Source organism: Serratia sp. CY43202 (assembly GCF_052168755.1).
GTDB lineage: Bacteria > Pseudomonadota > Gammaproteobacteria > Enterobacterales > Enterobacteriaceae > Serratia > Serratia bockelmannii.
In genome coordinates this window covers 53,225-77,186 of the sequence record NZ_JBJNMB010000001.1, presented here as the reverse complement: position 1 = coordinate 77,186, position 23,962 = coordinate 53,225, and the positions used below count along the sequence as shown (strand labels likewise).

Sequence of the window (23,962 nt, the reverse complement as noted above, 5' to 3'; positions counted from 1 at the left end):
ATAGGTTCCATCGATAAAGTAGATACATATGCACTATTCACCGGAAGCGTTACAGGCGTTCGTGGAAGCCGCCGCCCTCGGCTCATTTTCCGCCGCCGCGCGCAAGCTGCGTAAAAGCCAATCCACCGTCAGCACCGCCATCGCCAATCTGGAGGCCGACCTGGCATTGACGCTGTTCGATCGCAGCGCGCGCCAGCCGGTGCTCACCGCCGCCGGCCGCAAAGTGCTGGGGCACGTACAGGCGATCCTCGCGGCCAGCGAACGGCTCAACGCCCTGAGCATTCAGCTGGCGGGCGAGGTTGAACCGCGCCTGAGCATGGTGTTTTCCGATACCTACCAGCCCAAGCATCACGATCGGTTAATGCAGCTGTTCGAACAGCGCTACCCGGAAATTGAGCTGGAATGGATGATCGCCGAGGAAGGCGACGTTATCGATCTGCTGCAAAGCGGCCGCGCGCATTTGGGCATGGTAGAAGTGCAAAAACGTTATCCGCCGGATATCGCCTTCTCCCGGCTGCCTGAGCAGACCGAAATGGGGCTGTTCGTCGCCCATCAGCATCCGCTGGCGCAGGTCGCCGCGCCGACGCCAGAGCAATTGTCCAGCACCCGCCAACTGATCCTCAATACCTACACCGGCGCCGAGGCGGCCAGACAGGGTGGCCTGGTTTGGTCGGCGCCCAGCTATCTGCTGTTGCTGGAGATGGCGGAACAAGGATTCGGTTGGGCGGTGTTGCCGCACTGGCTGGTGCAGCAATACGGCCACGGCAGGCTCACCCAGCTGCGGCCGCGCGGCTGGCCAAAACTGATTTCGGTGGATGCGGTATGGTCCAAACTGACCCCGCCGGGCCCGGCGGGGTTCTGGATGCTGGAGCGCCTGCTGGGCGATACCCTGCCCTAAGCGGCGGCGTTGCGCGCCTGAATGGCGCGGGAGACGGTATCGAGAAGTTCCGGAATGTCCATCTTCGGCAGCATCACTTCGATGAAGGCCAGCCGTTCGTCGTCCGCTACCTCGCGCAGCGCCTGACGCAATCCGTCCGGATCGCTGACCCGCAACGCCTTCACCGGCCGCTCGCCGGCCAACGCCGACGGCAGCTGCGTCCAGTTCCAGCGCGCGATGTCGTTATAACGTTGCTCCGGCCCGTGGATCGCGCGTTCAACGGTATACCCCTGATTGTTCAGCACGAAGATCACCGGCTTAAGCCCGTCGCGCAGCATCGATCCCAGTTCCTGCACGGTCAGCTGCGCGGCGCCGTCGCCGATCAGCAATGCTGCCCGGCGCTGCGGTTCGGCAGTCTGCACGCCGAACGTCGCCGGCAGGGTATAGCCGATCGATCCCCAGAGCGACTGCACGATCAGCCGGCAGCCGCGCGGCAACGTCAGCGCCGCCGCGCCGAAACAGGCGGTGCCCTGATCGGCCAGCACGATATCCCCCGGCCGCAGGAAATCCTGTATCTGCCGCCAGAAGGCGTGCTGATCCAACCCTTCCCCATTGCCTTCCGGCAGGGCCGGGCGGACGATCGGCGGCAACGGCCAACGCGACGCCAGCGACAGACTCAGACGATGCAGCGCCTGCACCGCCTCGCGCATCGGAATGCGGCTAAAGCGCCGCCGCCCGACCCAGGCTTCGAACGGCTGAATATCGATGCATTTTTCCACCGGCAAATGATGCGTGAAACCGGCGGTAATGGTGTCGGTCAAACGCACCCCGACGCTGATCACCACATCGGCGTTTTCGATAAGCTGTTTCACCGCCGGATCGCTGGCGCCGCCGCAGTAGGTACCCACAAAACCGGCGCGGTTCTCATCCAGCACGCCTTTGCCGAGCAGCAGCGTAGCGTGCGGAATGTCGACCTCCTGCATCCACTCGTCCAGTACCGCTTCGGCGCCGAAGCGATCGGCCAGGAAGTCCGCCAGCAACGATACCCGCCGCGCCGACAGCAGCTTTTCGCGCGCGGCGGCGATAAATGCCTGCAATGCGCTGCGCGACAGTTTGGCCTGATGCAACATCAAAGGCGCCGGTTTGGCCGACAGCGGCGCCTGCGCGACGTCGCTGGGCAACATCAGGTAAACCGGGCGATGTTCCAGCAAGGCGACGCCGATCAGGCGGTCTATCTCCACGGCGGCGTTATCGGCGGTCAGGTTAGCCTGCGCAACGGTCACCTCTTTGGCTATCCGGGCGAAGTGGGTAAAGTCGCCATCCCCCAATGAATGGTGCAGCAAATCACCGGCGCGCTGGGCGCGCTGCGCCGGCGTGCCGACCACGTGGATCACCGGCAGGTATTCAGCGTAGCTGCCGGCCACCCCATTCAACGCGCTCAGTTCCCCCACGCCAAAGGTGGTGAGCAGCGCAGCCGCCGGTTTGCAGCGCGCGTAGCCATCGGCGGCGTAGGCGGCGTTCAATTCATTGGCGCAGCCCACCCAGGTAATTTGCGGATGATCGAGGACATGATCGAGAAATTGCAGGTTGTAATCCCCCGGCACGCCGAAGAAATGACGGATGCCGATTTGGGCCAGACGATCGAGCAGATAATCGGCCACCGTATAGGACTGAGTCATGATCATCACCTGTCTGCAGCTGGAGCGATTATCTTAATTATCGAAGATGCCGCTCAAATTTCGAACAAACGCACCGACATCGATCGGCAACCTGACGTTACATGCCGGCGCTGTGATCGCTCCCGCGGCAGTGCAGCGTGGAAACGTATACACTCAAAGCACTTTATCTCTCGCCGACAAGGATAACTATGTCCTACCAAGCCTCCCCCTCGCGTTATCAAGATATGGAATACCGGCGCTGTGGCCGCAGCGGGCTGAAGCTGCCCGCCGTCTCGCTCGGGCTGTGGCACAACTTCGGCGACGCCACGCTGTATGACAACGCCCGCGGCCTGATCCGCTGCGCCTTCGATCGCGGCATTACCCATTTCGATCTGGCCAATAACTACGGCCCGCCGCCCGGCGCCGCCGAGGAGAACTTTGGCCGCATTCTCAACGCCGATCTGCGGGCCTGGCGCGATGAGCTGATCGTCTCATCCAAAGCCGGTTACACCATGTGGCCCGGCCCCTACGGCGATTGGGGCTCGAAAAAGTACCTGGTCGCCAGCCTCGATCAGAGCCTGAAGCGCATGGGATTGGAGTATGTGGATATCTTTTACCACCACCGGCCGGATCCGGACACGCCGCTGGAAGAAACCATGGCGGCGCTGGATTTGTTGGTGCGCCAGGGCAAAGCGCTGTATGTCGGCCTGTCCAACTACCCGGCCGAGCGCGCGCGGCAGGCGTTCGACATTCTGCAGCGGCTCGGTACGCCGTGCGTGATCCACCAGCCCAAGTATTCGATGTTGGAACGCACGCCGGAGGCGGAATTGCTGGATACGCTGGCGGAGCATGGCGTCGGCTCGATCGCCTTCTCGCCGCTGGCGGGCGGCCTGCTGACCGACCGCTACCTGCACGGCGTCCCGCAAGATTCCCGCGCCGCCAGCGGCAGCCGCTTCCTGCAGCCGGAGCAGTTGACCGACGAGCGGCTGGACAAGGTGCGCCGCCTCGATGCGCTGGCGCGGCAACGCGGGCAGAAGCTGTCGCAGATGGCGCTGGCCTGGGTGCTGCGCGGCGATCGCGTTACCTCGGTGCTGATCGGCGCCAGTAAGAATGCGCAGATAGAAGACGCGGTGGGCATGCTGGCCAATCGTCACTTCAGTGAAGAAGAGCTCGCGCAGATCGAGAAAATCTTATTGTAATCGTTTACAAATTCCGCCGCTCAATCGAGCGGCGAGACCCCAGAAAAATCTCAAATCTTGAACTCCCGCACCGTTTTCAGAATGGCTCTCAGATTCAACCCTATGCGCCGGCGCTATGATGCCGATATTGCAGCAAAAATAACGATAAGGCCGCTTTTTAAACTGATGAACGCGCTTCATAAAGTGATTAACGGCCAGGCCGCGCAAGCGGAAAGGAGAAGTCATGTTTAAACCTCTGCTCTTGGCCGCCATCTTGGCGGCGACGGTGCTGCCCGCCGCACAGCAGGCTCACGCCGAAGGGCTCAGCATCGATCTGATGCCGGGCGTTTCGTTACGCATCGGCGATCAGGACAATCGCGGCCGCTACTGGGACGGTTACGACTGGCGCGATCGCGACTGGTGGCAAGGCCATCAGGGCCGCTATCTCGGCGACCGCAGCCCGCGTGGTTATTACTGGGACGGCTATCGCTGGCGCGACCGCGACTATTGGCGCAAATACTACTACTCGCGCGATGGCCGTTATTACAAGTGCGACCGCCGTTGCGACAAGCATTACTGGAAGAGAGAGAAAAAGCACCACCACGATCATGATCGCGATCGCTGGCGCCGCCACGGCGATGACGACCGCGATTAACGACGACGGGCCGGCACCATGCCGGCCCGCGCTTTTTTTGCCTACAGCACGCTGCCGATCAGCAGGTAGCCGTTCAATCCCACCACCACCAGCACGATCAGCTTGCCCAGGTTTTGCACCACAGGACCGTTAACCATCTCCCCCATCAGCGCCCGATTGCCGGTGAAAGCCAGCAGCGGCACCAGCGCCAACGCAATGCCGAAGCTGAGCAGCACCTGGCTCAACACCAGAATCCGCGTCGCGTCCATCCCGAGCATGATGACGATAAACGACGGCAGCATGGTCACCGCGCGCCGCAGCCACAGCGGAATATGGAAATGCACGAACCCCTGCATCACCACCTGCCCCGCCAGCGTGCCCACTACGGTAGAAGAGAGGCCGGCGGCCACCAGGCTCAGACCAAACACGGTGGCGGCGGCTTGCCCGAGCAGCGGTTGCAGCGTCAGGTAAGCCACGTCGAGATCGGCGATGCCGCTGTGGCCGCTGAAATGAAACGCGGCAGCGGCGGTGGCCATCATCGCCAGGTTGACGAAGCCGGCGATGGTCATGGCCACGGCAACGTCGACTTTGGTGGCGGCATAGCGCTCCGCCTTGTCGTGCTCGCCGCCGATTTGGGTGAGCGACGAATGCAGGTAGATCACGTGCGGCATGATGGTGGCGCCCAATACCCCGGCGGCGAGAAATACCGCATCGCCGTTAGGCAGATCGGGCAGCGCCATGCCCTTCAGCAGCGGCGCGAGCTGCGGCTGGGAGAATGCCAACTCGACGATATAAGCGGCGGCGACGAACAGCAGCAGGCCACCAATCACCAGCTCCAGCGGCTTTTGCCCGCGTTTTTGCAGCATCAAAATTAAAAAGGTGGCGATGCCGGTCAGCACCGCGCCCTGCAACAGGGACACGCCGAGCAGCAGCTTGAAGCCGATCGCCGCGCCGATAAATTCGGCCAGATCGGTCGCCATGGCGATGATCTCCGCCTGCACCCAATAGGCCCATACCGCCGGCCGCGGGAAACGATCGCGAATATGCTCGGCCAGGTTTTTCCCGGTGGCGATGCCCAGCTTGGCAGACAGCAGTTGGATCAGCATCGCCATCACGTTGGCCCAGACCACGACCCACAGCAAACTGTAGCCGAACGAGGCGCCGGCCTGGATGTTGGTGGCGAAGTTGCCGGGGTCGATATAGCCGATAGCGGCGATGAAGGCGGGCCCCATCAGCGAGAGTTTGATTTTTCTGGCGGAGCGACCGGAGGTGGTTTCAACCACGCGACTGTTCAGCATATGTTGAACCCTTACTGAAATTACGTTTATCTCCACTCTATATAAATGATAATAATTATCAAGCGCATTTAGAGCGGTAAAACTTATCTCTGTAATAGCCAACATTAATGGTTTTATCGAAGGGTTCAGCGCGGAGCTTGCCGATTTCCATGCTTTTCTGATGGGATTTTGGCTGCAATACCCCTGAAAGACAGGTTAGCACAAGAATACGAATTTCCTATTTCTGCTTTAACATCTTGATTTTTTATGCTTTTGCGCAACACTTTAGGAGAATTCCCGCTATGATTTTCCATATTTGCAATAGAAGTCTCGTTTTTAAACGTAGCGTTACATAAAATGACAGCCGAAATTCAGCCTGCCTCAAATTTGGAGCAAACATGTCCCATATTGCGCACTTTGCGTTGGCGATAGTGGTGGTGGCGATCCTGGCCCTGTTGGTGTGCCGCGATCGTAAAAGCATCCGCATTCGCTATGTTATTCAACTACTGGTTATCGAAGTACTGCTGGCCTACTTTTTCCTGCATTCGGAAGCGGGTTTGGGCTTCGTAAAAGGATTTGCCGCGCTGTTTGACAAACTGCTCGGGTTTGCGGGACAAGGGACTGATTTCGTATTCGGCGGCATGGGCGACAAAGGCCTGGCGTTCTTCTTCCTGAAGGTGCTGTGCCCGATCGTCTTCATTTCGGCGCTGATCGGTATTCTGCAGTACATCAAGGTGCTGCCGTTCATCATCCGTATTATCGGTACCGTGCTGTCGAAAGTGAACGGCATGGGCAAGCTGGAGTCGTTCAACGCCGTCAGCTCGCTGATCCTGGGCCAATCCGAAAACTTCATCGCCTACAAGGATATCCTGGGCAAGATGTCGGAAAAGCGCATGTACACCATGGCGGCGACCGCGATGTCTACGGTGTCCATGTCCATCGTCGGCGCCTACATGACCATGCTGGACGCCAAGTTCGTGGTGGCGGCGCTGGTATTGAACATGTTCAGCACCTTTATCGTGCTGTCGCTGGTCAACCCGTACGACACCAATAAAGAAGAAGAGCTGCATCTGGGCAATCTGCACGAAGGCCAGAGCTTCTTCGAAATGCTGGGTGAATACATCCTGGCCGGCTTCAAAGTAGCGATTATCGTCGCCGCGATGCTGATTGGCTTCATCGCCCTGATCGCCGCGCTCAATGGCGTATTCAGCGCTATCTTCGGCCTGAGCTTCCAGGAAATCCTCGGTTACTTCTTCTATCCGTTCGCCTGGATCATGGGCATTCCTAAACACGAAGCCCTGCAGGTCGGCAGCATCATGGCGACCAAGCTGGTTTCCAACGAATTCGTGGCCATGATGGAGCTGCAGAAAGTCTCTGCCGAGCTGTCGCCGCGCAGCCTGGGGATCCTGTCGGTGTTCCTGGTGTCCTTCGCCAACTTCTCTTCCATCGGCATCGTGGCCGGTGCGATCAAGGGCCTGAATGAACACCAGGGCAACGTGGTGTCGCGCTTTGGTCTGAAGCTGGTGTACGGCTCTACGCTGGTCAGCATCCTGTCCGCTTCCATCGCGGGTCTGGTGCTGGGCTAAGCCTCGAACCGACGACGATAACAAGGCGCCTGCGGGCGCCTTTTTTATTGCTTGGCATTCGGCGAAGGATAAATGACGAAAAGCAAAAAGCCGACCCTAAGGTCGGCTTTTTAAATGGTGGTGGAGCTAGACGGGATCGAACCGTCGACCTCTTGCATGCCATGCAAGCGCTCTCCCAGCTGAGCTATAGCCCCAAAAAAGTGGTACGCGTTGACCGGCGTTACGGTATTCCCCAACCTCTCTGAGAAGAAGGTTGGTGGAGCTAGACGGGATCGAACCGTCGACCTCTTGCATGCCATGCAAGCGCTCTCCCAGCTGAGCTATAGCCCCGTTCCACAATCACTTTGTGCTGTGAACGGGGCGCATAATATGAAACCCATTCAAAGCTGTCAACGGCTAAATTGAATTACTGAATCAAGCGTTGAAAAAGCCGCCAAATCAGCATGTTTGGCGCCAAAAAATCATCAGTTTGTGCAGAGTTCATCCATTTTGCGCGCTACATCTCAAAATAGCAAAAGACCCTGCATATCACGTTGATTTTTAATTAACGGAATGTTAGCGAAATGCGCTTGAGTCGGGCTCCCGAGCGGCATAGACTGCCCGCGCCATAAACTTTATTACTATAAACCGAGTCCGTCATGTCTTTGCATTCACCAAAAGAAATCGCCGCCCTCGCCGTTCAGGCCGGGGTAAACAAAAGCCGCGCCCCTCTCGCTAATCTGTTGATTCTGGGCTTTCTCGCCGGCGCCTTTATCGCCACCGGCTTCCTGCTGGATATTCATGTCATCGGCACCCTGCCGGCTGAATGGGGCTCTTTCGGCGCCCTGTTGGGCGCCGCGGTCTTCCCTATCGGTTTGATCCTGACCATTCTGGCCGGCGGCGAACTGCTGACCGGCAACATGATGACCTTGCCGATGGCCTGGTTTGCCCGCGAAATCCCCGCCATCGCCGTGCTGCGCAACTGGTTTTGGGTCACTCTGGCCAACCTGGCCGGCAGCGTGGCCGTCGCGTACTTCTTCGGCCATTTGCTGGGCCTGACCGAAGGCGCGTTCTTGCATAAGACGCTGGCGATCGCGCAGGCCAAAGTGGATGCGGACTTCCTGCACGCCTTCATTTCCGGCGTCGGCTGCAACTGGCTGGTGTGCCTGGCGGTGTGGTTAGCCTTCGCCAGCAAAGATGTGCCGGGCAAAGTGATCGGCATGTGGTTCCCTGTCATGGCTTTTGTCGCCATCGGCTTCCAGCACGTGGTGGCGAATATGTTCATCATCCCGGCGGCCATCTTTGCCGGCGGCATGGGTTGGGAACAGTATCTGCCTAATTTCGTCGCGGTATTTCTCGGCAATGCGCTGGGCGGCGCCGGCTTTGTCGGGCTGATGTATTTCATCGCCTACCGTCCGGGTTTGCCGGCCGGCGAACAAGCCTGACAGCAAGCAATAAAAAAGCCCCGGGATCGCTCCACGGGGCTTTTTCATTTACGGCGTATCAGCCTAATCAGGCCTGGGCTTCACGCTCGGCGATGTAAGCCAGCGCCATATCGATACGCTGCAGCGAGCGCTTCTGGCCGATCGCATGCACGGTCACGTCCATGCCCGGCGACTGGCCGGCGCCGGTCACCGCGACGCGCAGCGGCATGCCGACTTTGCCCATGCCGACACCCAGCTCATCCGCCGTGCCCTGAATGGCGTCGTGCACATTTTCCGGCGTCCAGACGGTGATGGCGGCCAGCTTGGCACGCACCGCTTCCAGCGGCTGACGCGCGACCGGGCGCAGGTGCTTCTTGGCGGCGTCGGCGTCGAACTCGCTGAAGTCTTCGTAGAAGTAACGGCAAGACTCCGCCATCTCTTTCAGCGTCTTGCAACGCTCGCCCAGCAGCTTGACAAGGTCTTTCAGTTCCGGACCGTTGCGGGTTTCAATGCCCAGTTGCTCAACGTGCCATGCCAGATGCACCGCCACTTCTTCCGCCGGCATATGGTTGATGTAGTGGTGGTTCAGCCACTGCAGCTTCTCGGTGTTGAAGGCGCTGGCGGATTTGTTGATCGCTTCCAGCGTGAAGAACTCTTTCATCTCATCGATGGAGAAGATCTCCTGATCGCCATGGGACCAACCCAGGCGCACCAGGTAGTTCAGCAGCGCCTGCGGCAGATAGCCGTCGTCGCGGTACTGCATGACACCCACGGCGCCGTGGCGCTTGGACAATTTTTTACCGTCGTCGCCGAGGATCATCGACACGTGCGCATATTCCGGCACCGGCGCACCCAGCGCTTTTAGAATGTTGATCTGGCGTGGGGTGTTGTTGATGTGGTCTTCACCGCGGATCACATGGGTGATTTCCATATCCCAGTCATCGACGACGACGCAGAAGTTATAGGTTGGCGAACCGTCGGTGCGGCGGATGATCAGATCGTCCAGCTCCTGGTTGCTGAATTCGATCGGGCCGCGAATTTTGTCGTCGAAGATCACCGACCCTTCCTGCGGATTGCGGAAACGCACCACGTGCGGCTCGTCGTCGGTGTGGCTGCACTGGCTGTCGCGGCAGTGGCCGTCGTAACGCGGCTTCTCGCCGTTTTCCATCTGCTTCTCGCGCAACGCTTCCAGACGTTCCTTGGAGCAATAGCATTTATAGGCCGTGCCCTGCTCCAGCATTTCGTCGATAACCGCGTTGTAGCGATCGAAACGCTTGGTCTGGAAATACGGACCTTCATCCCAATCCAGGTTCAACCAGTTCATGCCATCCATAATTGCGTCGATCGCGTCCTGGGTCGAACGTTCCAGATCGGTATCTTCGATACGCAGAACGAACTCACCGCCCGCATGGCGGCTGAACAACCAGGAGTAAAGTGCGGTACGCGCGCCGCCGACGTGAAGATAGCCGGTCGGGCTCGGTGCAAAACGGGTTTTGATTTTCATTGGGTTCACTGCCTTATTACGCAACGCGTGTCGGCGATGGCCGACGATTGCTCGGAATTGAAAAAAGAGTGGACGACATTGTATCACCACGCGCTAATTCCTCAACGCCGACACGATATTGCGCCGGTCGATTTCGCGCGTTTTGCGGCGAGTTTCGCATAGCATCGCGCAAAGAATCGGCGCTGCTGGCGATAATTATCGCGCCCTGCCTAAATTTGCGGCGAACGATTGAAATCATTTTAAAAAGCGTTGACTCACTTTGAACTATCCCTATAATGCGACTCCAACAAGACGGGGCGATTAGCTCAGTTGGTAGAGCATCTCCTTTACACGGAGGGGGTCGGCGGTTCGAGCCCGTCATCGCCCACCATCTTGTTGAGAAAAATGAGAACGAATGAGGGTGATTAGCTCAGTTGGTAGAGCATCTCCTTTACACGGAGGGGGTCGGCGGTTCGAGCCCGTCATCACCCACCATCATTCTCTCGTTTAGCAGTACCTGGAAGTCCTGAAGTGGGTGATTAGCTCAGTTGGTAGAGCATCTCCTTTACACGGAGGGGGTCGGCGGTTCGAGCCCGTCATCACCCACCACTTCTGCGGGTCGTTAGCTCAGTTGGTAGAGCAGTTGACTTTTAATCAATTGGTCGCAGGTTCGAATCCTGCACGACCCACCAATTCAGAAAAAAGCGCCTTTTGGCGCTTTTTTCGTTTCTGCGCCACCTGACTCTACCTTTATCTTCTTACTGACATGGCCCACTGAGTCGTGCGGGTGAGATCCTGCGTTCAGGTTCGAGCATCGCGCAGCGATACGACAACACGCAGCGTTGCCCGTAGGGTGAGGCCACAGGCCGAATCAATCCTGCACGACCCACCCATTCAGAAAAAAGCGCCTTTTGGCGCTTTTTTCGTTTCTGCGCCACCTGACTCTGCCTTTATCTTCTTACTGACATGGCCCACTGAGTCGTGCGGGTGAGATCCTGCGTTCAGGTTCGAGCATCGCGCAGCGATACGACAACGCGCAGCGTTGCCCGTAGGGTGAGGCCACAGGCCGAATCAATCCTGCACGACCCACCCATTCAGAAAAAAGCGCCTTTGGGCGCTTTTTCCGTTTCTGTCTCACCCACTTCCCTTTTCTTCGTATTCTTTCTTTATTCACCACGCGCTGAGATACGAATGGTTATCATTTTGGCGGCTTGAATGGTAAATTAGCGGGCATCCACCACGCAGCCAATCCGCCGCCGGATTGATACGCCTTAGTTCAAGGAAAGAAAGAGCCCGCTCATGACCCTATCCTTACGCCAGCTGTTCATTGCATTCATCGCCACTTCCAGCCTATTGCTCAGCGGCTGTGGCCCGGACGACAAGAGCGACGGGCAGAAACCGTCCGCCCCCGCTGCCGACAGCAGTTGGCCGCGCACCATCGATAGCGCCAAAGGGAAGTTCACGCTGGAAAAACCACCGCTGCGCATCGTGTCCACCAGCGTCACCATCACCGGTACGCTGCTGGCGATCGACGCCCCGGTGGTCGCCAGCGCCGCCACCAGCCCAAATCCCCTGGTGGCCGATAAACAAGGCTTCTTTACCCAGTGGAGCGAAGTGGCCAAACAGCGCCACGTCGAACGGCTGTATCAGGTGGAGCCCAATGCCGAAGCCGTCGCCGCCGCCGCGCCGGATTTGATCGTCGTCGCCGCCACCGGCGGGGATTCAGCGCTGAAGCTGTACGATCAGCTGTCCGCCATTGCGCCGACGTTAGTACTCGATTATGGCGACAAAAGCTGGCAACAGCTGGCCAGCGAGCTCGGTGAGATCACCGGTCACGAAGCCGGCGCCAAACAGGCGGAGGATCGTTTCGAACAGCGCGTGGAGCAAGTGAAGCAGGCGATCGCGCTGCCGCCACAGCCGACCACGCCGCTGGTGTATGCCGACAACGGCCGCGAGGCCATGCTGTGGACACCGGGCTCCGCCCAGGGCAAGCTGCTGACCCAGCTTGGCTTCCAATTGGCCACCCCGCCGGAAAGCGCCAAAGGCAACGCCAGCATGGGTAAACGCCATGACATCATCCAGATCTCCGGCGAAAAAATGGCCGAAGGCCTGAACGGCAAAACCCTGATCCTGTTCGCCACCAATGAGCGCAAAGTGCAAGAGGTGCTGACCAACCCGTTCCTTAAACATCTGGAGCCGGTGGAACAGCGGCACGTCTATGCCGTCGGCAACGACACCTTCCGCCTCGATTATTACAGCGCCACCAACATGCTGAACCAAATCGAACGGCTGTTCAAAAAACCCTGAGCCACATCGTCGGCAGGCCAGACGCCTGCCGACGCTTTCCGCAAGCGGGGCGATCGTTCACATTCAATCAATTGAAATATCAATAGTTATTAACATCGTCAACGCACCTTTGCCACCAACCGGCGGGTGCATGCGGGCGTAAACTCGTGCTACTATTGCCACCCCGCATGAACGCAAATAACAATGAGAATAAAAATCATACAGGAGTTACCGGTGTGAACGTACCCACTCCGACTGAGCGGACGCTTTCGTCCGCACCGCACGCAGCTTACGCCAGTGGCTTCAAACGCCTCGCCGGGTTCGGTATCGGTTTGGTGCTGTTGCTGCTGTGCATCATTGCCAGCCTGATGCTGGGTTCCAAGGCCATCCCCTTCCATACCGTCTGGCTCAGCCTGCAGGGCGCCGCGAGCGGTTCCGACAGCACCATCATTCTCAACGCCCGGGTGCCCCGTACGCTGGCGGGCATTTTAGCCGGCATGGCGCTCGGCGCCGCCGGCGCGCTGATTCAGGCGTTGACGCGCAATCCGCTGGCCGATCCTGGCGTGCTCGGCATCAACGCCGGCGCCAGCTTCGCCGTGGTCATCGGCATCATGTTTTTCGGCGCCGCCACCACTGAAAGCTATATGGCCTATGCCTTCGTCGGCGCTGCCCTCACCACCCTGCTGGTCTACCTGATCGGCACGCTGGCGGGCGGGCGCATCAACCCGGTGCGGCTGACGCTGGCCGGCGTGGCGATCGGCGCGGTTTTGATCGGCATCACCACCGGGCTGTCGCTGATCGATCCGCAAACCTTCGACCAACTGCGCTTCTGGCAGGCCGGCACGCTGGATATCCGCACGCTGTCCACGCTGCCGGTCACCGCCCCCGCCATTTTGCTCGGCTGCCTGCTGACGCTGCTCATCGCCCGGCCGCTGAATACCATCGGTATGGGGGAAGATTTGGCTATCGCGCTCGGCGCGCGCGTAGTGCTGACTCAGATTGTCGCGGTGATCGCCATCACGCTGCTGTGCGGCGCGGCGACCGCCACCGTCGGCCCAATCAGTTTCATCGGCCTGATGGTGCCGCATATCGCCCGCTGGTGGGTCGGCCCCGACCAGCGCTGGATCCTGCCCTACTCCATGCTGCTGGCGCCGATTTTACTGCTGTGCGCCGACGTGGTCGGCCGCTTGCTGGCGGCCGGTGAACTGCGGGTTTCCATCGTGGCGGCCTTCATCGGCGCGCCGGTGCTGATCTGGCTGGTGCGCCGCAAGAAAACGCTGGGGGGTCTGTGATGAGTCTGCCCCACACGTTGCATATCGGCCGCCCGGACGGCGTCATCAACTGGCGCATGGCGCTGCGCCTGCTGCTGGTCAACCTTTCACTGTTGGCACTGTGTCTGGCGATGGCCGTCGCCGCGCTGTGCTACGGCACACTGCAACTTTCGCTGGAACAGGTCTTTGCCGCGCTCAGCGGCGAGGCGCCGAAAAATCTGGTCACCGTGGTCACCCAATGGCGTTTGCCGCGTATTGCCATGGCGCTGTTGTTAGGCGGCGCGCTCGGCATGAGCGGCGCCATCTTCCAGTCGATTATCCGCAACCCGCTCGGCAGCCCGGACGTGATTGGCTTTAACATGGGGGCTTACACCGGCGCGCTGATCGCCATCACCCTGTTCAACGGCGGCTATTACTACATCGCCGGCGGCGCGCTGGCCGGCGGCATTCTCGCCGCGCTGGCCATCTACCTGCTGGCCTGGCGGCAAGGCATCGCCGGCTTCCGGCTGATCATCGTCGGCATCGCCATCAGCGCGGTCTTGGTCTCCACCAATACCTGGCTGATCATCACCGCTTCGCTGGAGCGCGCCATGGACGCCGCCATGTGGCAGGCCGGTTCGCTCAACGGCATGACCTGGCAGAAAGCCCAGCCCGCCACGGCGTTCATCCTGCTGGCGGCCGCGGCCGCGCTGCTGATGGGCAAACGGCTGCAGCTATTGGAAATGGGCGACGACACGGCGCGCGCGCTGGGCGTGAACGCCGAAGGCAGCCGGCTGTGGCTGATGCTGTTCGGCGTTACCCTCACCGCCGCCGTCACCGCCACCGCCGGGCCGATTTCCTTTATCGCGCTGGCGGCGCCGCAGATCGCCCGCCGCCTGGCCGGACAATCCTCGGTCACCCTGACGTCATCGGCGCTGATGGGCGCAGCGCTGCTGCTCAGCGCCGACGTGGTGTCCCAACATCTTTTCGCGCCGATCCAACTGCCGGTCGGGGTCGTGACCGTCTGCATCGGCGGCCTGTACCTGATTTGGCTGCTCATCCGTGAGGCCCGCAGATAATGAAGAGTGATAATGCCATGAGCCACCGCCTGCACGCCTCGCACCTGAAGCTGGGCTACGACAATAAAATCATCGCTAACGATCTGAGCGTGGCGATCCCCGACGGCGCCTTCACGGTGATCGTCGGGCCGAACGCCTGCGGCAAATCGACGCTGTTGCGCGCCCTGTGCCGCCTGCTGAAACCCAGCGCCGGCGAAGTGATGCTGGACGGCAAGAACATCAGCAGTTTCGCCACCAAGGCGCTGGCGCGCGAGCTTGGCCTGCTACCGCAAACCTCGATCGCACCGGACAGCATTACCGTGGCGGACCTGGTGTCGCGCGGCCGCTATCCGCACCAGAGCCTGCTGAAACAGTGGACGCAGGCCGACAAACAGGCGGTGGAAGCCGCCATGGCGGCCACCAACGTCAGCCAGCTGGCGGATCGCAGCGTCGACGAGCTGTCCGGCGGACAGCGACAGCGCGTCTGGGTGGCGATGGCGTTGGCGCAGCAAACGCCGCTGCTGCTGCTGGATGAACCGACCACCTACCTCGACATCGCGCACCAAATAGAGCTGCTGGATCTGTTCCGCCAGCTCAACCGCGAGCGCGGCCAAACCCTCATCGCGGTGCTGCACGATCTCAACCACGCCTGCCGCTATGCCGATCACATCATCGCCATGCGCGACGGCAAGATCGTGGCTGAGGGGAAACCGTCGGAGATCATTACCGCCGAGCTGGTGGAACGGGTGTTCGGCATGCCGTGCATGATCATCGACGATCCGCTGTCCCACACGCCGCTGGTGATCCCGCGCGGCCGCTACCACTGCGACGCGCCGCAGGCATGAAAAAGGCCGGGTTACCCCGGCCTTCGCTTAGCCATGACAGGGGGCCAACAGCACCCGCAGCCCATCGATCAAACCGCCGCGCCAGCAGACGGCGTCATGTCCGCCGGCGAACACGCGATAATCGACCCGATGTCCCGCCTCCACCAGCGCCCGATGCATTTGGCGATTGACCTGATGGATGTCCCTCTCCCCTTCACCAGCCTCTTGAAAGACGCGCAGCGGCGTTGCGGCGCACAAGCCCCCACGCACCTGCTCAGTCAGCCAACCGACGTCCGCGGTATATTCCTCGGCAGGGTTCATCATCGCTTCGATATGCGGCCACCAAAAAGAGCCTGACTGGGTCAATACGCAGCCGAAACGCTGCGGCCAATGCAACCCGGCATACAATGCCGCCAACCCGCCGTAACTCTGCCCCACCACCACCGTACGCTGCGGATCGTCGCTGTAAGACTCACGCGTCGCCACCTGCGGCAGCAGCTCCTCTTGCACCGCCCGCCAAAAAGCCGCATTGCAGGCCAATTCTTCCGCACGCCGCGCCATGTCTATCACGTCGATAAACAGATAAAGCGCAGGCGGCAGCCTTCCGTTGAGTGTCTCGGCGTCCAGTGCGGAAAAAATCGGTATGCCATGCAGCCAAAATTGCCCGTCCAGCAGTACGACTAACGGGCGATCTTCCCCTGCGCCGGTGGCGTACAGCCAGATGTTGCGTCGGTTAGCCAATCGTTCGCTGTGCCAAAAGAAGTGCTGCAAACGCTCAGACGCGGCGGGCAATACTTGCCCGGCGTCCAACGCCCGCCACGCTGATTGATCCGGCGCCGCCGGCAAATGTATCGCAGACAACGGGAAACCGCGGCTGCTGCAGTGCGGCGCCACTGGATTGAGCGGATCATGGCGCATCAACGGAAACAACGAACACCACCACTGACGCTGTTGCTGCCGGCGCTGAGCTGCATCGCCGGTAAAAGCGGGCGGCAGTTGCGCCGTCTCAATGGGTATAAAACTGTAACTACCTCGCCAATCTCCGCGAATAGTGAACTGCCACCACCAAATATCGCTACCCGGCCAGCGTTCCAGACTCTGTGGCGAGGGGCTGTGATGGTCGGTCACGCAGTTGATATCGACATACACCTTTTTAATCGGCGAGCGCCGTTCATCGCCCCATGGGTCGCGCCAGAAAAAGGTAACGCGCACCTGAGCTGCAGGCAGCGGTTCAACGAGCGGTGTTCCCAACTCCGCGACCTGACGCCACCAATCTTCCCCGCCGAGATCGGGCCTTTGCAGCAGGTTGAGCACCAGGCCATCAGCATGAAGCGAATGCATTTTTCCTTTTTCCCTGTTTACCGCACCCGGCGGTTTTTGCTTTCTTGACAATGCAAATGGCATTGAGAATCATTTGTATTTTCAATAAAATGTAACCAATTATAAATCAACGCGCCTGAGGTCAACAAGGCCACTTCGAAGCGTGGCTCTGCAAAACGGTAAGCCATTCGCCCACCGTTCATTATGGCAAGGAACTGCGCAGCCCTTCTCGGCGGCGCCAAATGAGAAAAAGACAGCAATAGCTTGATATAAAATTGTTTTTTAAGGGATGAAAAATGTCAGAACAACCCAAAAATACCGCTAATCAACCTCTGCGTCACCCAGCCAAGGCACATGCATCCACACTCTTGCTGACCTCAGCCATGCTGTTGGTGCCGGGCGCACAGGCCGAAACCGACAACGTTGAGCGTGATATCACCGTCGTCGCCGGCGTACAGGAAAGCGTCACCGCGCCGCTGCAGGGCATCGTCGCCAAAGAAAGCGCGGCGGGAACCAAAAGCGCCGCGCCGTTGGTAAAAACGCCGCAGGCCATCACCGTCGTCACGCGCGATCAAATGGATCAACAGGATGCGGCTTCCGTTGCTCAGGCGCTGCGATACTCCAGCGGCGTCGTGGCGGAATACCGCGGCACCTCTAACCGCAGCGACGAAGTGATCGTACGCGGCTTTCGTTACGCCCCAAAATATCTGGACGGCCTGAGCTATCAAAGCGGCCAGATCGATCCCTGGTTGCTTGAACGCGTTGAGGTGGTGCGCGGCCCGGCTTCTGTGCTGTACGGCCAGGCCAACCCGGGTGGGCTGGTGGCGATGACCAGCAAGCGCCCCGTCGTCCAGGCTATTCGCAAACTTCAATTGAGCGCGGGCAATCTGCATCAAGGAGAGGCCGCTTTCGACTTCGGCGGCGCATTGGACGAGGACGCCAAACTGCTGTACCGCCTTAACGGCATCGCCGGCACCAAAGAGACCGGTATCAAAGATCACAAGGAAAAACGCTTCGCCATCGCACCGGCGCTGACCTATATCGCCAATGAAGATACGACGTTCACCCTGTTGACCAGCTACCAGAAAGAACCGGAGAACGGCTACCGCAACTTCCTGCCGACCTCCGGCGTGGCGATCAAAAGCAGCGCCGGCTATCTGCCGTATGATTTCAACGTCAGCGATCCCGGTTTCAATCAGGCTCGCCGCGAACAAACCTCGTTCGGCTATATCTTCGAGCACTATATCAACGACGTTTTCTCTTTCCAGCAGAACATGCGTTACACCACGGTGGATGAACGTTACAAATATCTGGTGTTCATGTCGCAAGCCAAAAACAGCACGCTGCTGCAGCGCCGTCCGCAAAAAGATATCGTCAAATCCCATGAGCTGGGGTTGGATAACCAACTGAAAGCGCAATTCAGCACCGGCGACGTCGAGCACAGCGTGTTGACCGGCCTTGACTACAAGTGGAGCAAGGTCAATACCCAAAACTGGCGCGGCGACAGCGCTGGCTATTTCCTCGACTGGACTCGGCCGGTTTACGGCATGCCGGTCAACGAAAGCGCATTGCCGAAGGTCACCGATAACCGCAAGGTGCTGGATCAACTCGGCGTTTATCTGCAGGATCAGATGAGCTACGGCGGTTGGAATTTATTGTTGTCGCTGCGCAATGATTGGACCGAGCTACGCACTCAGGACATGTTGAGATCCAGCGACAGTCAGCAAAACGACACCAAGCTGACTGGCCGCAGCGGCCTGCTGTACGCCTTTGACAACGGCATTGCCCCGTACATCAGCTACAGCACATCGTTTGAACCCAACCTCGATACCGGCGCGCCGGGCACCGATCCGTTCAAGCCCACCACCGGTGAACAAACCGAAATCGGCGTGAAATTCCAGCCGAAAAACGGCAACACGCTGGTGACACTGGCGCTGTTCGATCTGACGCAGAAAAACGTCAGCTCCACCAACCCGGTCACCAAGTATAAGGAGCAGATCGGCAAGGTGCGCTCCAAAGGACTGGAAGCCGAAGTGCATTCACAGCTCACCCCGGCCATTGAGCTCATGGCGGCCTATACCTATACCGACATCGTTACCAAAGAAACCTATGTCGACGATCAGCGCGGCAAGACGCTGGTGATGGTGCCGACGCACGCCGCCTCCGCCTGGGGAACCTACAGCTTCCTGCAAGGGCCGCTGAAAGGCCTCTCCACCGGCGCTGGGGTACGCTACAGCGGCGCCAGCCAAGGCGATGCGACCAACACCTACAAAGTGCCGGCCTTTACGCTGTATGACTGGATGGCGCGATACGAATTGGGAGAAGTGGCTCCGAGCCTGGCAGGCGCCGCGCTGCAGGTTAACGTCAACAACCTGACCGACAAGCATTACGTTTCGTCCTGTGGCGGCGTGGACGCTTGTTTCTACGGCAGTGGCCGTACCGTCACCGCGACGGTCAGCTACAGCTGGTAACGTTTTGGGCGCCGCGGCAATGCGGCGCCCCGCTTTATTTCTCCAGCGACACCTGCTTGAAGATGTGTTTGCCGAACGGGTCTAATTCGTAGCCTTTCACTTCCTTGCGCACCGGTTCGAAGATGGTCGAGTGCGCGATCATCAGCGCCGGCATCTGATCGTGCATCATCACCTGCGCCTGCTGGTACATCGCCACCCGCTTGGCATGATCGTTCTCTTCACGCGCCTGCAGGATCAGCTGGTCGAACGGTTTGTAGCACCATTTCGCCGAGTTGGAGCCGCCGAGCGAAGCGCAGGTGAACAGCGGGCCGAAGAAGTTATCCGGATCGCCATTGGCGGTGGTCCAGCCCATCAGCGCGGTCTGGTGCTCGCCGTTTTTAATCCGCTGCAAATATTCGCCCCACTCGAAGGTGACGATTTTAGCGCGCACGCCGATCTTAGCCCAGTCGGCCTGGATCATCTCCGCCATGCGCTTGGCGTTGGGATTGTAGGGCCGCTGCACCGGCATCGCCCACAGATCGATGTCAAACCCCTGCCCCAGCCCGGCCTCCTGCAACAGCTGCTTCGCCCGCTCCGGCGAATACGGGTAGTCTTCAAGCTGCGCGTTGCTGCCCCATTGGGTCGGCGGCAGCAGGTTCTTGGCCGGCTGGCCGGCGCCGTGGAACACCGCGTCGATGATCGCCGGCTTGTTGACCGCCAGCGCCAGCGCCTGGCGCACCTTAACGTTATCCAACGGTTTCTTCTGGGTGTTGAACGCCAGGAAGCCGATATTCAAGCCGGATTTTTCCATTACCTGAAGGTTGCCGTCCTGCCGCATGCGCGCCAGATCCGCCGGGTTGGGGAACGGCATCACCTGGCACTCGTTCTTTTGCAGCTTGGCGTAACGCACCGTCGCATCCGGCGTGATCGAAAACACCAGCCGATCGATTTTCGGCTTGCCTTCCCAGTAACGATCGAACGCCTTGTAGAGGATTTTCGCGTCCTTCTGGTACTGCACCAGCTGGAACGGCCCGGTGCCGATCGGATCGTTGTCCACCCGCTGCGGCGTGCCGGCCTTCAGCATCGCGTCGGCATATTCCGCCGATAAAATGGTGGCGAAATACATGCCCAGATCGGCGACGAACGGCGCCTCGGCGCGGGAGAGCTCAAAGCGCACGGTGTGGTCGTCCACCTTGACGATCCGGTCGATCAGCGTGCCAAACTCCATCGACTCGAAGTTGGTGTAGGCGCCGTTGGAGACCTTGTGATACGGGTTGTCGGCGTCCTTCTGGCGCATAAACGAGAAGATGACGTCATCGGCGTTGAAATCGCGGGTGGGCGTGAAATATTTATTGCTCTGGAATGCCACGCCCTTGCGCAGGTGGAAGGTATAGCGCTTGCCGTCTTCGCTCACCTCCCAGCTTTCCGCCAGGCTGGGTTGCAGCTCGACGGTGCCGGGTTTGAAGTCCACCAGCCGGTTGTAGATCGCCGCCGAACTGGCGTCTACCGTGGTGCCGGAGGTGAACAGCTGTGGGTTGAAGCCTTCCGGCGAGCCTTCGGAACAGTAGACCAGCGTATTGGCCCGCGCGCCGCCGGCAATCGCCAACGCCAGCAGCCCGATCGTTATTGCTTTTCTTTTCATTGCGCTATCCCCAGTGGTGAAAAAACAGCCCAACGGATAGCAATAAATCATGCAGTTAGCGATGTAAAGGACAAATTCCGCGCATAAAACGGGCAGGCGCGCAAGCGGCCTGCCCCGGTGAAACGGCGCGAGGATGATGAAATTAAATCATCTGGCTAAAGTTCATCTGCGCCATCAGCTTATAGTTATCGGCGTAGTCGACCGGAATGGCCACCACCACCGGTCCCTGGATCGCCATCGCCTTGCGCAGCATCGGCCGCAGATCTTCCACCGACTGCACGGCGAAACCGACCGCGCCGCAGGATTCCGCGTAGGCCTTGAAGTCTATCGGCCCGAACTCCACGCCGGATTTGCGCTGATATTTGTTCACTTCCTGCATTTCCACCATGTTGTAGGCATTATCGACCCAGATCACGTGCACGATGTTGTTTTTCAGCCGCACCGCGGTCTCCAGCTCCATGCTCGACTGCATGAAGCCACCGTCGCCGGAGATTGACACCACCTTGTCGCCGGGGCGCACCAGCGCCGCGCCGATGGCCCACGGCAGCGCCACCCCCATGGTTTGCTGGCCGTTGGAGATCAACAGCTGGCGAGCGCGGAAGCTGTAAAGATAGCGGGCGATCCAGATGTGGAAACTGCCCATGTCCACGCACAGCGTCACGTCGTCGCTGACGATGTCCTGCAGCTCCTTGACGATGCGCAGCGGGTGGATCGGCATGCCGCCGCGGCGCGCGGCGCGCTCCGCCAGTTCAGTACGCTGGCGGCCAAGATCGGTGAGGATCAGCTCCACCTCCGGCGGCACGCAGACCGCCTCAGTGAACGCTTCGGTCATCATGTTCAGCGTAGCGCTGATGTTGCCCACCAGCTCGACGTCCGGCCGATAGCAGGTATCGATATCCGCCGGCAGCACGTCGATATGCACCAGCTTCAGCCGCCCGTGGCTGTTCCACATGCAGGGATCGTATTCGATCGGATCATAACCGACGCTCACCACCAGATCGGCCTTCTGCAGCAGCTGATCGGCCGGCTGGTTGTTAAACAGGCCGACGCGGCCGGCGAAACGGGCAAAGTGGTTGACGTCGATCACCCCCGCCGCCTGATAGGTGCCGACCACCGGCATATGGGTGCGGTACAGCAGATGGCGCACCGCCTCGCTGTTCTCCGGCCGGCTGGCCTGCAAGCCCAGCAGCAGCACCGGGCATTTGGCCTGGCGGATCAGTTTCACCGCCGCCTGAATGTCGTCCGCCGCCGCGGCCCCCATGCGCGGCAAGCGGCAGCCCGCCAGCACCGGCGCCGTGACCGGCTCATTGACGATATCCATCGGCAGGCTGACGAACGACGCCCCCGGCCGGCCGAACTCGGCGCGGCGGAAGGCGTTGGCGATCACCTCGGAAATCGCCGAACCGGCATGCACTTCGGCGCAATACTTGGTCACCGGCCGGAACATGCTGACGGTATCCATGCTCTGGTGCGTCTGCTTCAGGCTGTCGGCGCGCTTCACCGCCCCGCCGAAGGCCACTACCGCGTCCCCTTCCGAGGTGGCGGTCGCCAGCCCGGTGATCAGGTTGGAGCTGCCCGGCCCGGAGGTGACCAGCGCCACCCCTGCCTTGCCGGTCAGGCGGCCGACCGCCGCCGCCATAAAGGCCGCGTTGGCCTCATGACGCACCACCACCGTTTCGATCGATGGCGCGTCCTCCAGCGAGTCGAACACCCGGTCGATCTTGGCGCCCGGAATGCCGAAAACGTGTTTGACGCCCTGCGCTTCCAGGTTTTTCACCACCAAATCGGCGCCGCATTGCCAGTCATTGCCTGTTTTTTCCTGTGCCATGGTTCCACCTCCTAAGAAAACGATCGCCGGGGTTAACCCTCGGCGGAACGAATCGCGCGGTCCAAATCCTCTGGGCAGAGGTTGGCGCGCAAGAAATCCGCATCATGCGGCAACTGAAGATTGAGACGGGTGATGACGCCGAACTGCAAACGGCCATGATCGAGCTGGTAATCCAGCACGTGGCCGCCGCCGCTGCGATCGTCAGTAACGAAGTGTTCGTGATAGCCGGCCACGCCGATGCCCTGCATGTAATCCGGCGAGCGGAAGCCGACCAGCGTGCCGCGCCGCTGATGGAACGAGAAGGTCGGCTGCTCTTCTATCGCTTCCAGCATCGGGCGGTAAGGCCGCTCCTGGCGCGGCACGGTGCGGGTTTCCACGTGGCTGAACTCGCCGTCGACCCGCACCGCACAAAACAGGTTCGGCGAGGCGACCTGTTCGTCGATGCACTGGTGCAGCTGCGCCTTGGTGATCGGCCGATCGAATTGCTGGCTGACGCTGGGCTGGAAAAAGGTGACGACGGCGAAAGGGGTTTTCTGTTGCAGGCCGGCCGGCCGGGCGCTGCCGTCGGCGCGCAGCTGGTGTATTTCCTGGTCGAAAGCGATCAGTTCACCGTCCAGATGATTGAAGGTGCCGAGGCCGAAGTTGCCGTGTTTGAGCAACTCGGCAATGGTGGTTTCCCCCTCGTAGACCCCGTCGATGAGCGCGCTCATCAGCGAGATTTGATAGATTTCGCCCTCCCCGGCGTTGATCGACTGCCTGGCAAAACCCTGCGCCAAATGGCGCGCACAGGAACACCCGTGTTTTTCGTTCATGCTGACTCCTCCACCAGCGCGGAACTGCGGTTCCACGCGTTCAAAAGACCCGCCGACGGCGGGCCAAGATGCCCCTCAGGCGCGTTCATCAGTTGGAACGATTCAGCCTGAGGCGACAAAAAAACCGGCACGGCTGGCCGGCCGATATCCAGAGTCAACAGCATGATGAGTGAAAGTAAAGGCTCACTAATCATTAATGCTGGATCGGATATCAAATTGAACGGTTAATCTGGTGTTGGAGCGACTATCAACTCCGCAGGCGGCTCGCGCAGCCTGGGAAAAACATCTGTTATTTAGTGCTAAGCACCGCGAGGTTTATGCGTTTTCTCTCTATACGGCCGGGATAAGGCGGCGTTGAAGCCCGTCGTCAACCCGCAGCCAGAGTAGCCGCCGCGC

Annotated in this window: 18 protein-coding genes, 6 tRNA genes and 2 other RNA genes; 16 read left to right on the top strand and 10 right to left on the bottom strand. The window is 59.9% G+C overall.

Annotated features, from left to right (window positions below):
- Positions 1-28: 28 nt before the first annotated feature.
- Positions 29-898: a LysR family transcriptional regulator gene (locus ACJ8J5_RS00405; protein WP_414105041.1), complete on the top strand. Its 870-nt coding sequence runs from the start codon at positions 29-31 to the stop codon at positions 896-898.
- On the opposite strand, the gene ACJ8J5_RS00400 is transcribed toward ACJ8J5_RS00405, so the two are convergent.
- Complete coding sequence (locus ACJ8J5_RS00400; RefSeq protein ID WP_414105040.1) at positions 895-2,556, bottom strand: alpha-keto acid decarboxylase family protein; 1,662 nt, start codon at positions 2,554-2,556, stop codon at positions 895-897. The genes ACJ8J5_RS00405 and ACJ8J5_RS00400 overlap by 4 nt on opposite strands.
- A gap of 188 nt (positions 2,557-2,744) precedes the next feature.
- On the opposite strand from ACJ8J5_RS00400, the gene mgrA reads away from it, so the two are divergent.
- A complete protein-coding gene (gene mgrA, locus ACJ8J5_RS00395; protein ID WP_414105039.1) occupies positions 2,745-3,734 on the top strand; it encodes an L-glyceraldehyde 3-phosphate reductase in 990 nt (329 codons plus the stop codon).
- Here mgrA and ACJ8J5_RS00390 read toward each other — a convergent pair.
- Complete coding sequence (locus ACJ8J5_RS00390; protein ID WP_414105038.1) at positions 3,726-3,959, bottom strand: hypothetical protein; 234 nt, start codon at positions 3,957-3,959, stop codon at positions 3,726-3,728. The genes mgrA and ACJ8J5_RS00390 overlap by 9 nt on opposite strands.
- Between ACJ8J5_RS00390 and ACJ8J5_RS00385 the strand changes: the two genes are divergently transcribed.
- Positions 3,958-4,368: a DUF2502 domain-containing protein gene (locus ACJ8J5_RS00385; protein WP_414105037.1), complete on the top strand. Its 411-nt coding sequence runs from the start codon at positions 3,958-3,960 to the stop codon at positions 4,366-4,368. The genes ACJ8J5_RS00390 and ACJ8J5_RS00385 overlap by 2 nt on opposite strands.
- Before the next feature lie 41 nt (positions 4,369-4,409).
- On the opposite strand, the gene ACJ8J5_RS00380 is transcribed toward ACJ8J5_RS00385, so the two are convergent.
- On the bottom strand, positions 4,410-5,645 hold the full coding sequence (locus ACJ8J5_RS00380; RefSeq protein WP_033635427.1) for an Nramp family divalent metal transporter: 1,236 nt from the start codon (positions 5,643-5,645) through the stop codon (positions 4,410-4,412).
- Positions 5,646-6,022: 377 nt separating this feature from the next.
- On the opposite strand from ACJ8J5_RS00380, the gene ACJ8J5_RS00375 reads away from it, so the two are divergent.
- Entirely contained in the window at positions 6,023-7,210 is a 1,188-nt protein-coding gene (locus ACJ8J5_RS00375; RefSeq protein WP_004936373.1) for a NupC/NupG family nucleoside CNT transporter, read from the top strand.
- 118 nt (positions 7,211-7,328) lie between these two features.
- Here the strand turns inward: ACJ8J5_RS00375 and ACJ8J5_RS00370 are convergent.
- A tRNA-Ala gene (locus ACJ8J5_RS00370) sits at positions 7,329-7,404 on the bottom strand.
- A gap of 60 nt (positions 7,405-7,464) precedes the next feature.
- A tRNA-Ala gene (locus tag ACJ8J5_RS00365) sits at positions 7,465-7,540 on the bottom strand.
- A 308-nt stretch (positions 7,541-7,848) separates the two neighbouring features.
- On the opposite strand from ACJ8J5_RS00365, the gene ACJ8J5_RS00360 reads away from it, so the two are divergent.
- Complete coding sequence (locus tag ACJ8J5_RS00360; RefSeq protein WP_043143749.1) at positions 7,849-8,634, top strand: formate/nitrite transporter family protein; 786 nt, start codon at positions 7,849-7,851, stop codon at positions 8,632-8,634.
- A gap of 67 nt (positions 8,635-8,701) precedes the next feature.
- Here ACJ8J5_RS00360 and gltX read toward each other — a convergent pair whose 3' ends face one another.
- Positions 8,702-10,117: a glutamate--tRNA ligase gene (gltX, locus tag ACJ8J5_RS00355; RefSeq protein WP_025303764.1), complete on the bottom strand. Its 1,416-nt coding sequence runs from the start codon at positions 10,115-10,117 to the stop codon at positions 8,702-8,704.
- A gap of 294 nt (positions 10,118-10,411) precedes the next feature.
- Between gltX and ACJ8J5_RS00350 the strand changes: the two genes are divergently transcribed.
- The 10 genes from ACJ8J5_RS00350 (at position 10,412) to ACJ8J5_RS00305 (ending at position 15,535) form a co-directional block, all read left to right on the top strand.
- Positions 10,412-10,487, top strand: a tRNA-Val gene (locus ACJ8J5_RS00350).
- 28 nt (positions 10,488-10,515) lie between these two features.
- Positions 10,516-10,591: transfer RNA gene (locus tag ACJ8J5_RS00345), tRNA-Val, on the top strand.
- A gap of 38 nt (positions 10,592-10,629) precedes the next feature.
- Positions 10,630-10,705 (top strand) — tRNA-Val (locus ACJ8J5_RS00340).
- A 7-nt stretch (positions 10,706-10,712) separates the two neighbouring features.
- Positions 10,713-10,788, top strand: a tRNA-Lys gene (locus ACJ8J5_RS00335).
- A 75-nt stretch (positions 10,789-10,863) separates the two neighbouring features.
- Positions 10,864-10,988: non-coding RNA, RtT sRNA (locus ACJ8J5_RS00330), on the top strand.
- A 75-nt stretch (positions 10,989-11,063) separates the two neighbouring features.
- Positions 11,064-11,188, top strand: a non-coding RNA gene (locus tag ACJ8J5_RS00325) — RtT sRNA.
- 207 nt (positions 11,189-11,395) lie between these two features.
- Complete coding sequence (gene fepB / locus ACJ8J5_RS00320) at positions 11,396-12,403, top strand: Fe2+-enterobactin ABC transporter substrate-binding protein (RefSeq protein ID WP_173889275.1); 1,008 nt, start codon at positions 11,396-11,398, stop codon at positions 12,401-12,403.
- A 215-nt stretch (positions 12,404-12,618) separates the two neighbouring features.
- Positions 12,619-13,674 (top strand): Fe(3+)-siderophore ABC transporter permease, encoded by a 1,056-nt coding sequence (gene fepD, locus ACJ8J5_RS00315; RefSeq protein WP_060433785.1) that lies wholly within the window; start codon positions 12,619-12,621, stop codon positions 13,672-13,674.
- Positions 13,674-14,711, top strand: a complete 1,038-nt coding sequence (gene fepG, locus ACJ8J5_RS00310; RefSeq protein ID WP_173889279.1) for an iron-enterobactin ABC transporter permease — start codon at positions 13,674-13,676, stop codon at positions 14,709-14,711. Before fepD ends, fepG begins: the two co-directional genes overlap by 1 nt.
- 17 nt (positions 14,712-14,728) lie before the next feature.
- The gene (locus ACJ8J5_RS00305) at positions 14,729-15,535 is read left to right on the top strand and encodes an ABC transporter ATP-binding protein (protein WP_060433787.1); all 807 of its coding nucleotides are present in this window, start codon (positions 14,729-14,731) and stop codon (positions 15,533-15,535) included.
- A gap of 27 nt (positions 15,536-15,562) precedes the next feature.
- On the opposite strand, the gene fes is transcribed toward ACJ8J5_RS00305, so the two are convergent.
- Positions 15,563-16,855, bottom strand: coding sequence for an enterochelin esterase (gene fes / locus ACJ8J5_RS00300; RefSeq protein WP_060433789.1), 1,293 nt, complete (start codon positions 16,853-16,855; stop codon positions 15,563-15,565).
- A gap of 275 nt (positions 16,856-17,130) precedes the next feature.
- On the opposite strand from fes, the gene ACJ8J5_RS00295 reads away from it, so the two are divergent.
- Positions 17,131-19,305: a TonB-dependent siderophore receptor gene (locus ACJ8J5_RS00295; RefSeq protein ID WP_141967428.1), complete on the top strand. Its 2,175-nt coding sequence runs from the start codon at positions 17,131-17,133 to the stop codon at positions 19,303-19,305.
- A 34-nt stretch (positions 19,306-19,339) separates the two neighbouring features.
- Here ACJ8J5_RS00295 and ACJ8J5_RS00290 read toward each other — a convergent pair whose 3' ends face one another.
- The 3 genes from ACJ8J5_RS00290 to budA form a co-directional block, all read right to left on the bottom strand.
- Positions 19,340-20,926 carry an ABC transporter substrate-binding protein gene (locus ACJ8J5_RS00290; RefSeq protein ID WP_308370220.1) on the bottom strand — a complete coding sequence of 529 codons (1,587 nt, stop codon included), beginning with the start codon at positions 20,924-20,926 and terminating at the stop codon, positions 19,340-19,342.
- Positions 20,927-21,068: 142 nt separating this feature from the next.
- Positions 21,069-22,754: an acetolactate synthase AlsS gene (gene alsS / locus ACJ8J5_RS00285; RefSeq protein WP_414105036.1), complete on the bottom strand. Its 1,686-nt coding sequence runs from the start codon at positions 22,752-22,754 to the stop codon at positions 21,069-21,071.
- A gap of 32 nt (positions 22,755-22,786) precedes the next feature.
- Positions 22,787-23,566, bottom strand: coding sequence for an acetolactate decarboxylase (gene budA, locus ACJ8J5_RS00280; protein WP_025303770.1), 780 nt, complete (start codon positions 23,564-23,566; stop codon positions 22,787-22,789).
- Positions 23,567-23,962: the final 396 nt, after the last annotated feature.